This window comes from Streptosporangium sp. NPDC003464 (assembly GCF_053588315.1).
This window is the reverse complement of the sequence record NZ_JBSFPS010000326.1, coordinates 1-10,061: the sequence shown is the minus strand read 5'-3', so window position 1 is coordinate 10,061 and position 10,061 is coordinate 1. Positions and strand designations below refer to the sequence as shown.

12 protein-coding genes and 1 rRNA gene are annotated in these 10,061 nt (G+C 68.9%); 9 read left to right on the top strand and 4 right to left on the bottom strand.

The features are described from left to right. Positions 1-54 precede the first annotated feature (54 nt). Complete coding sequence (locus ACWDS7_RS42615) at positions 55-1,428, bottom strand: GntP family permease (RefSeq protein ID WP_306874664.1); 1,374 nt, start codon at positions 1,426-1,428, stop codon at positions 55-57. Between the two features lies 1 nt (position 1,429). Further along, a complete protein-coding gene (locus tag ACWDS7_RS42610) occupies positions 1,430-2,065 on the bottom strand; it encodes a gluconokinase (protein ID WP_451933922.1) in 636 nt (211 codons plus the stop codon). A gap of 117 nt (positions 2,066-2,182) precedes the next feature. Between ACWDS7_RS42610 and ACWDS7_RS42605 the strand changes: the two genes are divergently transcribed. After that, positions 2,183-2,914 carry a FadR/GntR family transcriptional regulator gene (locus ACWDS7_RS42605; RefSeq protein WP_451933921.1) on the top strand — a complete coding sequence of 244 codons (732 nt, stop codon included), beginning with the start codon at positions 2,183-2,185 and terminating at the stop codon, positions 2,912-2,914. Between the two features lie 45 nt (positions 2,915-2,959). Here the strand turns inward: ACWDS7_RS42605 and ACWDS7_RS42600 are convergent, their stop codons facing one another. After that, on the bottom strand, positions 2,960-3,418 hold the full coding sequence (locus tag ACWDS7_RS42600; protein ID WP_451933920.1) for an SgcJ/EcaC family oxidoreductase: 459 nt from the start codon (positions 3,416-3,418) through the stop codon (positions 2,960-2,962). Between the two features lie 92 nt (positions 3,419-3,510). On the opposite strand from ACWDS7_RS42600, the gene ACWDS7_RS42595 reads away from it, so the two are divergent. From ACWDS7_RS42595 to ACWDS7_RS42560, 8 genes are all read left to right on the top strand, one after another. Then, complete coding sequence (locus tag ACWDS7_RS42595; RefSeq protein WP_451933919.1) at positions 3,511-3,966, top strand: MarR family winged helix-turn-helix transcriptional regulator; 456 nt, start codon at positions 3,511-3,513, stop codon at positions 3,964-3,966. Between the two features lie 251 nt (positions 3,967-4,217). Next, complete coding sequence (locus ACWDS7_RS42590; RefSeq protein WP_451933918.1) at positions 4,218-5,441, top strand: acyltransferase family protein; 1,224 nt, start codon at positions 4,218-4,220, stop codon at positions 5,439-5,441. Positions 5,442-5,558: 117 nt separating this feature from the next. Beyond that, positions 5,559-6,113: a VOC family protein gene (locus ACWDS7_RS42585; protein ID WP_306874680.1), complete on the top strand. Its 555-nt coding sequence runs from the start codon at positions 5,559-5,561 to the stop codon at positions 6,111-6,113. Further along, entirely contained in the window at positions 6,113-6,754 is a 642-nt protein-coding gene (locus ACWDS7_RS42580) for a carboxymuconolactone decarboxylase family protein (RefSeq protein WP_451933917.1), read from the top strand. The genes ACWDS7_RS42585 and ACWDS7_RS42580 overlap by 1 nt, the downstream gene beginning before the upstream one ends. A 130-nt stretch (positions 6,755-6,884) precedes the next feature. Next, the gene (locus tag ACWDS7_RS42575) at positions 6,885-7,100 is read left to right on the top strand and encodes a DUF3311 domain-containing protein (protein ID WP_306874685.1); all 216 of its coding nucleotides are present in this window, start codon (positions 6,885-6,887) and stop codon (positions 7,098-7,100) included. Positions 7,101-7,104: 4 nt separating this feature from the next. Beyond that, positions 7,105-8,700: a monocarboxylate uptake permease MctP gene (gene mctP, locus ACWDS7_RS42570; protein ID WP_451933916.1), complete on the top strand. Its 1,596-nt coding sequence runs from the start codon at positions 7,105-7,107 to the stop codon at positions 8,698-8,700. A gap of 119 nt (positions 8,701-8,819) precedes the next feature. After that, positions 8,820-8,915 carry a putative leader peptide gene (locus tag ACWDS7_RS42565; RefSeq protein ID WP_451933915.1) on the top strand — a complete coding sequence of 32 codons (96 nt, stop codon included), beginning with the start codon at positions 8,820-8,822 and terminating at the stop codon, positions 8,913-8,915. A 27-nt stretch (positions 8,916-8,942) separates the two neighbouring features. After that, a complete protein-coding gene (locus tag ACWDS7_RS42560) occupies positions 8,943-9,848 on the top strand; it encodes a TauD/TfdA dioxygenase family protein (RefSeq protein WP_451933914.1) in 906 nt (301 codons plus the stop codon). A gap of 122 nt (positions 9,849-9,970) precedes the next feature. Here the strand turns inward: ACWDS7_RS42560 and rrf are convergent. Further along, positions 9,971-10,061 (bottom strand): 5S ribosomal RNA (gene rrf, locus ACWDS7_RS42555); the annotation flags it as partial.

The window sequence follows — 10,061 nt, the reverse complement described above, 5'->3', positions numbered from 1 at the left end:
CGGTCACAGCCCTGACGGTCACAGCCCTGAAAGGACGCCGCTTCCGGACCCGACCTAGACGACCAGGTTCAGCAGCAGGACCAGCACCAGGCCGGTCACCGAGATGACGGTCTCCATCACCGACCAGGTCTTGATGTTCTGACCCACGGTGAGACCGAAGTACTCCTTGACCAGCCAGAAACCCGCGTCGTTGACGTGGGAGAAGAACAGCGAGCCCGCCCCGATGGCCAGCACGAGCAGCGAGGTCTCCCCGGTGCCGAGGTCGGCCACCAGCGGCGCCAGGATCCCGGAGGCCGTGACGGTCGCGACGGTCGCCGACCCCGTGGCGAGCCGGATGAGCACGGCCACCAGCCACGCCAGCAGCAGCACCGACAGCCCGCTGCTCTCCACCCACCCGGCGATGAGCCCGCCGATACCGGTGTCGATCAGTGTCTGCTTGAAACCGCCGCCGGCGGCCACGATCAGCAGGATGCCCGCGATCGGCGGCAGCGACTGCTCCAGGGACTTCGCGATCGACTTCTTGTCCATGGCGGCGCCGCCGCCCAGGGTGAACATCGCGACGATGACGGCGATCAGCAGGGCCACCAGCGGGGTGCCGAGGAAGTCGAGCACCATGCGTGCGGCGTTGTCCTTGGGGGCGAAGATGGCGGCCAGGGCCTTGCCCATCATCAGCACGACCGGCAGCAGCACGGTGGCCAGGGTGGCGGGGAACGACGGCCGCCGGGCGTCCTCCGCCTCGGGCTTGGTGGTGTAGAGGTCCGGCGCCGGGACGTCCACCCAGCGGGCGGCGTACTTGGAGAACAGCGGCCCGGCGACCGCCACCGTCGGGATGGCGACCAGCACGCCGAGGGCCAGGGTGATGCCCAGGTCGGCCTTGAGCGCGTCGATGGCGACCAGCGGCCCCGGGTGGGGAGGCACGAGCCCGTGCATCACCGACAGACCGGCCAGCGCGGGGATCCCCACCCGGATCAGGGACAGTCCGGAGCGGCGCGCGACGAGGAAGATGACCGGCATCAGCAGGACGAGGCCGATCTCGAAGAACATCGGCAGGCCGATCAGCGCGCCCACCGCGGCCATCGCCCAGGGCAGGGATCTGGGGCTCGACCGGCCGACGATCGTGTCGACGATCTCGTCGGCCCCGCCGGAGTCGGCGAGCAGTTTGCCGAACATCGCACCGAGCGCGATGAGCGTGCCGACACCGGCCGCCGTGCTGCCGAACCCGGTGGTGAAGCTGGTGATGGTGTCGGCCATCGACAGCCCCGCGATGGCCCCCACGGCCAGCGACCCGAGGGTCAGGCTCAGGAAGGGATGCACCCGGAAATAGGTGATCAGCAAGACGATCAGCGCGATGCCGACGAGCGCCGCGGGGAGCAGCCGGCCGGGGGAGGCCGTGGCGGGGGCGGCGAGGGCGATCAGGGCGGTGCTCATTTCACTCTCCTCGGCTTTCCGGGGTTTCGGCGTCCGGTTGCGGGCCGGTGGGGTCCACGGCGCGCGGCCGCCTCCCGGAGGACGGCGCCGCCGTGTGCGACCGCTCCCGGGAGGACGGGGCCGCGGCGAGATATGCCTCCACGAGCTCGTCGACGGGCCTGTCGAGGTCGAGGACGATCCCGTGCTCGTCCGGCTCCAGCGGCTCCAGGGTCTCGAACTGCGAGGCGACCAGCGAGGCCGGCATGAAGTGCCCCGGCCGGCCGGACACCCGCCTGCGTACGACCTCGATGTCGCCGGCGAGATGGACGAAGCCCACCGTCGGCGCCGAGTGCCGCAGGACGTCGCGGTAGCCGCGCCTGAGCGCCGAGCAGCTCACCACGCCACCGCCGGCGGCGTGCCCGGCGAGCCAGGAGCCGATCGCCCGCAGCCACGGCAGCCGGTCGTCGTCGTCGAGCGGGACGCCGGCCGACATCTTGGCGACGTTGGCCTCGCTGTGGAAGTCGTCGGCGTCCGCGAAGGGCACCCGCAGCCGCTGGGCGAGGGCGGCGCCCACAGTGGTCTTGCCCGAACCGGTCACGCCCATGACGACGAGCAGCGGAGCGGAAAGTGAATCCGCCGGGTTTTGAGCGGGATCCATGGGAAAGCCTCTCGTGTCGAGCTTTGCGACAGCGTGACATATTTAGTCATATGTAATCAAGTCTTAACGGCAATAAATCATATCTTTAACGCTCGATGGAGGTGTGGATGGAGAGTCGTGCGAAGATTGGTCGCCGTGGGCGTCAATGACCAGACCAGTTGGGGGCTGCACCAGAGCGTCCTCGACAACCTCGGCATGCTGATCGCCTCAGACGGCCTCAGCGCCGGCCAGGTGCTGACGATCGAGGAGCTGGAGCTCCGCTTCGGGGTGTCCCGGTCGGTGATCCGCGAGACGATCCGCGTTCTCGAATCGATGGGGTTGGTGAGCAGCCGCCGTCGTGTCGGCGTCATCGTGGCCCCGCGGGCGCGGTGGAACCTGTTCGACCCACGGATCATCCGCTGGCGGCTCGCCGGGGAGGGCCGCGCCGAACAGCTCAGGTCCCTCGGCGAGCTGCGCCGCGGCGTCGAGCCGGTGGCCGCGGCCCTTGCCGCGCGGTACGCCACCCCCGAACAGTGCGGCGCGCTGACCGGCGCCGTCATGCAGATGGCCGTGCACGGCAGGTCCGGCGATCTGGAGGCCTACCTGGCGGCCGACGTCCTCTTCCACCGCACGCTGCTGGAGGCTTCCGGCAACGAGATGCTGGGCGCGCTCACCGACGTGGTCGCCGAGGTGCTGTCCGGCCGGACGCATCATCACCTGATGCCGGCCCACCCCGAGCCGGCGGCGATCCGGTGGCACGCGGAGGTCGCGCAGGCGGTGCAGTCAGGAGACGCCGTGGCCGCCGAGCGCGCCATGCGCGACATCGTCGACGAAGCGACCCGGGCGATGCTGGGCGACGCCCCCGAGTGAAACCCGAGCGGCGGGTCCGGGCCGGGGAGACCGGACTGATGGGGTTCAGTGGCGGGCCGAGGGCTTGGTGGCGGGCTGGAACTTGAAGGAGATGGCCTCCATCAGGCCCTGACGCTTGGTCTTCTGGATGGCGGCGATCCGCCAGTCGCCGTCGGCGCCACGGACGATCGTGTAGGTCTGGACCTTGCCCAGCTTCTTCGGCCTGTCCTTGTAGGTGTCGCCACGGGTGACCACGACGGCGGTGTCGGCGCCGTAGAAGCGGATGTCGACGATCTCCATGGCCAGCCGGGTGTCCTTGAGGAAGCTGTCGAACAGCACCTGGTGGGCGCGGCCGATCTCGGCGGAGCCGTGGTAGACGGTGCCGACGAAGGTGACGTCGGTGGCGTCAGGGGCGAAGGCCGCGCCGTAGGCGGTGCCGTCGCCGCGGTCCCAGGCGTCGCGGGCCCGCTCGAGCAGGGCGCGGATGGCGGCGGTGTCGGCCTCGACGCCGGCGATGTGGTCCATGATCCCAACCCTTCCATGATAGTTTCCTAAATGAAGCTTCTTCATTGAGGATTTATCTTCTCTAAGGAAGAGATTAGGGAGAGGGTCAACCGATGTCAACGTCTGCGATGCGACCGGACGCCGGCGCGGTCTACCGGCGCTACCTGAGCGCGGTCATGCTGCACGGCCACGCCAGCGCCAAGGCCTGCGCGCTGGGCGCCACCGACCTGTACGCGCTCAACATCCTGGAGCTGTCCGGACCGATGACGCCCGGCGAGCTGGGCACGCGCACGGGATTGACGACCGGCCCGACCACCCGGCTGGTCGACCGGCTGGAACAGGCCGGATACGTGCACCGGGCCCCCTCGTCCGACGACCGACGGAAAGTGATCGTCGAACCGGTCGCCAAGCCCGCCGAACTGGACGAGGTCATGGCCCCCGCCCGGCACAGGATCAGCGAGATCCTCCGCGGCTACTCCCCCGAACAGCTCGAAGTGCTCTTCGACTACTTCACCCGCGCCACCGACGCCTACCATGAGGCTACCGACGACCTGCGCACCGGCACCTGACCCCACACCTGTCCCCTGACCCCGGTACCCGTCCCCCGACACCTGGCCCCGGCGCCCCCTGGCCCCCGATCCGGCAGAGGATCATGGACCGGTCGGCAGACCGGCGCGCGTCCGTGGGGCCGGGTCCCACGGCCGAGCGCTCCGGCCGGCGGATCCCGCCCCGTGACCGCCGGACGGTCTGGCGCCCGGCGCCGGGCGGGCCGAGACTGGTCCTGTCATGCGCGGCGACGGGCGGAGGCGGCGGAGGCGGGATGACGACGGAGCACATCGAAGAGCCCCAGGCGGCGCGGCCGGGGCGACGCCCCGAACTGGACGCGATCCGCACCCTGGTGGTGGTCGGGCTGGTGTTCTTCCATTCGGCGCTGGTGTTCGACACTCGCGACGACTTCTACGTGAAGAACGCCGAGACCACCGAGGTGACCACGGTCGTCGCCGGTCTCGGCGTGGTGTGGGCGATGCCGATGCTCTTCCTCATCGCCGGTCTCGGCTCCTGGCACTCGCTGCGACGGCGCGGCCCCGCCGGGTTCGCCGTCGAGCGGCTGCGGAGGCTCGGCGTGCCGCTGGTGTTCGCGACACTCACGATCATCCCGGTGCCGCAGTGGCTGCGGCTGCGGGCCGACCCCGGATACCACGAGTCCTACCTGCGATTCCTGCCACGGTTCTTCGACGTGCACCTGGAGCCGGCCGAGTTCCCCTTCGTCGTGCAGGGCAGGTATTTCGAGACCGGGCATCTGTGGTTCGTGGTGCTGCTGCTGGCGTTCTCGCTCCTGCTGGCGCCGCTGGCCGGCCGGCTCCCCCGTGACCGCGGCCGCCGGATCCGCGACCGGCTGGTCACCGCGGCACGGTGGCGCGGCGCGGCGCTGCTGCCGGCCGTCCCGGTCGCGGCCGTCAGCGCGCTGCTGGGCCTGGAGGAGGCGTACGCCGGGTGGAGCCGATGGGCGTACCTGCTGTTCTTCCTGTACGGATTCGTGCTCGCCTCCGATGAACGGCTCCGGGCGGCGGTGCGCCGCGACGCGGTGCCGGCCGCCGTGCTCGGCCTGGCCCTGTTCCTGATCGGTATGGTGGGCTTCCTGGCCGTGAGCGACATTCCCGGCGGCGACCCCTTCACGGACATGACCGCGCTCGCCATCGGCGTCCGCACGCTGTACGGCGCGGCGGGCTGGTGCTGGCTGGTCGCGATCACGGGACTCCTCGACCGCCGACAGCCGGCGCCGACGCCGGCAGCGGCGCAGGACCCGCCGCGGAGCCGGGGCCGGCGGCTGTACGGCTATCTGGCCCTCGCCGCGTTGCCGCTGTACATCCTGCACCAGCCGATCGTCGTCGGGGTCGCCTACGGCGTGGTCGGCCGGCAGGCGCCGATGGCGGTCAAATACGCCGTGATCGTCGTGGCCTCCCTCGCCCTGACCGTGGCCGCCTACGACCTGCTGGTGCGCCGCACGAGGGTGACCCGGTCCCTGTTCGGGATGCGCGGCTAGGCGGGCCGTCCCGGCGTCGCCCCCTCCGCGACCCTGCTGCCGCATTACCGCTTCCGGCCATGTTTCGGGTGCCCCCACGAGTGATAAGTAACTCATTACTTCGACAAGTGAGGGGCCATGGGCGACAACACCGAGTTCGAGCTGCGCGGGGTCAACCATCTCGCGCTGGTGTGCTCGGACATGAAGCAGACGGTCGACTTCTACTCCGGCGTCCTGGGCATGCCGCTGATCAAGACCATCGAGCTGCCGATGGGCTGGGGCCAGCACTTCTTCTTCGATTGCGGCGGCGGCAACGCGCTGGCGTTCTTCTGGTTCCCCGACGCCCCGGAGGCGGTGCCCGGCGTCTCGGCGCCGAAGAACCTGCCCGACCGCGGGGAGCTGCTGTCGGCGGTCGGCTCGATGAACCACATCGCCCTCGACGTCGCTCCGGACAAGATCGAGGAATACCGCGACAAGCTGATCGCCAAGGGTGTCGACGTCGGGGTGCTCCTCAACCACGACGACAGCGAGTTCGGCATCGCGCCCACGATGCAGGAGGGGGTGTTCGTCCGGTCGATCTACTTCAAGGATCCCGACGGGATCCTGGTGGAGTTCGCCGCCTGGACCCGCGAGGTCGGCCGGCCCGGCGACGTCCGGCACGAGCCCAGGACCGCGGCGGACAGGACCGTGTGATGCCGCGGCTGCGCCAGGTCCCCCGCGACGAGGTGACCGATCCGCTGACACTGTTCTTCTACGACCGCCTGTTCGGCCCCGACCGGGACCCGGCGGCCGATCCCGGCACCGCGACCGGCTCCCCCGGCGACTGGTGGACGGTCTTCGCCCTGGACCCCGCCATCCTCAAACACTGCGTGAAGGGCTTTCAGCTCTACCGGGAGGCCGGGCTCGATCCCGTGCTGCGCGAGCTGGGCCAGTCGCGGGCCGGGTGGGCGCGGGGGAGCCAGTTCGTCTTCTCCCAGCACTGCAAGCAGATGCGGGCGCTCGGGGTGCCGGACGAGAAGGTCCAGGCAGTGGCCTACTGGCAGGTCAGCCCATTCTTCAACGAGATCGAGCGGGCCGTGCTGGCCTACACCGACGGTCTGGTGCTCGACGGCGGCCGGGTGCATGACGAGATCTTCGCGGTGCTCAAGGCCCACCTGTCCGACCAGCAGATCCTGGAGCTCACCTACATCACGTGCCTGTATGAAATGCATGCCACGATGTCAAGAGCGTTGCGCCTGGAATTCGACGATCGGCCCGAACAGGTCGTCGAAGTGGACGCTCCTGACGGCTACGGCACCCGCGACATCGCGGACGACCTCCATGTCGGAGGCTGATCTACCGTTCGTCGCGCCAACCACTCCGCTCGGCGATCGGTGACCGCAATGCGACACTCGCATAATTACGCTGCCGGTCAGCTAAGGGGGCGGCTCCAGCCAGCCGCCCTCTCTCCAACTTGAGGAGAGCGTGTTGACCACTCCCGACAGGGACCGGGGCGATCGCAGTCCATGGAATTGGCTGCTGATCCTACCGATCATCCTACCTTTGCTGCCTTTTCTCTTCAACTTCGACGAGCCCCGGATCTTCGGTTTCCCACGGTTCTACTGGCTCCAGTTCGCCTTCATCGCGGTCGGCGTCGTGTGCACCACGGTCGTCTACCAGATGACCAAGCGGAGGCGGTGACCCCGTGAGCGAGCACCTGACTGAGATCATCATTTTCTCCGTGCTGTTCCTGCTCGTCAGCGGCATGGGCTTCGTGGCCGCGCGCTGGCGCCGTCCGGACAACCTGGCCACCCTGGACGAGTGGGGGCTGGGCGGCCGGAACTTCGGCGCCTGGATCACCTGGTTCCTCATCGGCGGCGACCTCTACACCGCCTACACCTTCGTGGCCGTGCCCGCCCTGCTCTGGAGCGCGGGCGCGATGGGCTTCTTCGCCGTGCCGTACACGATCGTGGTCTATCCGATCGTGTTCCTGGTGTTGCTGCGGCTCTGGTCGGTCTCGCACGTCCACGGCTTCGTGACCCCCGCCGACTTCGTCCGGGCCCGCTTCGGCTCCCCCACGCTGGCACTGCTGATCGCGATCACCGGAATCGTCGCGACGATGCCCTACATCGCGCTCCAGCTCATCGGCATCGAGGCCGTGCTGAAGTCGATGGGGGTGACCGGCCATCTGCCGATCATCATCGCGTTCGCCATCCTGGCCGCGTACACCTACCAGTCGGGCCTGCGCGCCCCGGCACTGATCGCCTTCGTCAAGGACACGCTGATCTACATCGTGATCCTGGTCGCGATCTTCGCGATCCCCGCCCAGATCGAAGGCGGCTGGTCGGGGATCTTCAGCGCGGCCCAGGCCAAGTTCGACGCCACGCCCGCACCGGGCGACGGCATCCTGCTCAACGCCAACAACCAGCTGCAGTACATCACCCTGGCCCTGGGCTCGGCGCTGGCCCTCTTCCTCTACCCGCACAGCATCACCGGCGTACTGGCCTCGAAGAACCGTGACGTGATCAAACGGAACATGTCCGCGCTCCCGGCCTACAGCCTGCTGCTCGGCCTGATCGCGCTGCTCGGATACATGGCCATCGCGGCCGGGGTCAAGCCCATCGGCGCCGACAACAACACGATCGTGCCCCAGCTCTTCGACAGGATGTTCCCCGACTGGTTCACCGGCGTCGCCTATGCCGCGATCGGCATCGGCGCACTGGTCCCTGCCGCGATCATGTCGATCGCCGCGGCGAACCTGTTCACCCGTAACATCTACAAGGAGTATCTGAAGCCGGACGCCGACGAGGCCGACGAGGCCCGGGTCTCGAAGATCACCTCGCTGCTCGTCAAGGTCGGCGCGGTGCTGTGCATCCTGTTCCTCGACACCGGTTTCTCCATCGACCTCCAGCTCATCGGCGGCGTCATCATCCTCCAGACGCTCCCGGCGGTGGCGCTCGGCCTCTACACCCGCTGGTTCCACCGCGGCGGCCTCGTCGCCGGATGGGTCGCGGGCATGGCCGCCGGGGTGCTGCTGCTCTACAACATCGGCAACCCGGTCACCGGCAAGCTGCACTTCGCCGGGTCGGCGTTCCCGCTGGAGAAGCTCGGCCTGGACACCAAGATGACCATCTACGCGGGCGTCCTCGCCCTGGGCGTCAACCTGATCGTCGCCGTCGCCGGCACGTTCATCGCCCGCGGCCTCAAGGTGGCCGAGGGCGACGACGCCACCCGGGCCGACCACTACCTCGCCGACGAGGGTGACCCCCGCGTCAAGGAGCTCGACCTCACCACCCCCTGACCTCTTGTACGGCCCGCACCCGCGTAGACGGATGCGGGTCGCACAGAGCTCGACCCTAAAACATGTATTCCCTACTTAATTAGTTGACAATTATTGATGGGGAGACTTACGTTGAACGCGTGATCCTCCGGCTGTACCTCACGACACGCCACCACGTGGACCTCTGCCGCGTGGCCAGCGCGCTGTGTCCTTCCGTCCGACCTCGATCCCCCTGAAGATCTTCGTCTGGAAGGAAGACCCCAATGCCATCCCCTGTCATCACCCCGGTAGCCGGGCGCATCGGCGCCGAGGTGAGCGGCGTCCGGCTCGGTGGCGACCTGCCTGCCGGGACCGTCGAGGAGATCCGCGCGGCCCTGCTCCGCCACAAAGTGATCTTCTTCCGCGGCCAGGAGCACCTCGACGAACAGGGCCAGGTGGCCTTCGCCGGCCTGCTCGGCGATCTGACCACGGCCCACCCGACCGTGCCGGCGCTGCACCACAACGCCCACATCCTGGATCTGGACTACGGCAACGGCCATAAGGTGGACCGCTGGCACACCGATGTGACCTTCGTCGACCGCCCGCCGCTGGCCTCGGTGCTGCGCGCCGTGACCGTCCCCCCGGCCGGCGGCGACACCCTGTGGGCCAACACGGTGACCGCCTACGAGAACCTGCCACGGGAGCTGGCCGACCTGGTCGAGAACCTGCGTGCCGTCCACACCAACCAGTTCGACTACGCCAGAATCGCCACCTCCGCCGACCCCGAGCGGACCCGTCAATACGCCGAGGTCTTCGCCTCCACCGTGTTCGAGACCGAGCATCCCGTCGTCCGGGTCCACCCGGAGACGGGCGAGCGGTCGATCCTGCTGGGCGACTTCGCCAAACGCGTCGTCGGCCTGCCCACGGACATCTCCGCCGCCGTGATCCGCCTGATCCAGGAGCAGGTCACCCAGGTCGAGAACACCGTCCGCTGGCGGTGGTCCCCGGGCGACGTCGCGATCTGGGACAACCGGGCGACCCAGCACCGGGTCGTGCACGACTTCGACGGCCGGCCCCGCCGCCTGCACCGGGTCACCGTCGCGGGTGACGTCCCGGTAGGCGTGGACGGCCGCCCGAGCACGGCCCTGTCCGGCGATGCCTCGTCATACTCCTCGCTCGTCGCCGCCTGAGAGACCTCCCGACCCAGCCCGCCCGGTCTCCTCCGCCGGGCGGGCTTTCCGGGGAAAGGCCCAAAAAGTCCCTGGAACGCAGGAAAGGCCACCCCCGAAGGGATGGCCTTTCCTGAATGATTGTCCGGCGGCGACCTACTCTCCCACACCGTCCCCGGTGCAGTACCATCGGCGCTGAAGAGCTTAACTTCCGGGTTCGGAATGTAACCGGGT

Bases quoted from the DNA above. Each gene is read 5' to 3' on its own strand.
- ACWDS7_RS42615 (WP_306874664.1), bottom strand. From the start codon at position 1,428: ATGAGCACCGCCCTGATCGCCCTCGCCGCCCCCGCCACGGCCTCCCCC.
- ACWDS7_RS42610 (WP_451933922.1), bottom strand. From the start codon at position 2,065: ATGGATCCCGCTCAAAACCCGGCGGATTCACTTTCCGCTCCGCTGCTC.
- ACWDS7_RS42600 (WP_451933920.1), bottom strand. From the start codon at position 3,418: ATGGACCACATCGCCGGCGTCGAGGCCGACACCGCCGCCATCCGCGCC.
- ACWDS7_RS42595 (WP_451933919.1), top strand. From the start codon at position 3,511: ATGTCAACGTCTGCGATGCGACCGGACGCCGGCGCGGTCTACCGGCGC.
- ACWDS7_RS42590 (WP_451933918.1), top strand. From the start codon at position 4,218: ATGACGACGGAGCACATCGAAGAGCCCCAGGCGGCGCGGCCGGGGCGA.
- ACWDS7_RS42585 (WP_306874680.1), top strand. From the start codon at position 5,559: ATGGGCGACAACACCGAGTTCGAGCTGCGCGGGGTCAACCATCTCGCG.
- ACWDS7_RS42580 (WP_451933917.1), top strand. From the start codon at position 6,113: ATGCCGCGGCTGCGCCAGGTCCCCCGCGACGAGGTGACCGATCCGCTG.
- ACWDS7_RS42560 (WP_451933914.1), top strand. From the start codon at position 8,943: ATGCCATCCCCTGTCATCACCCCGGTAGCCGGGCGCATCGGCGCCGAG.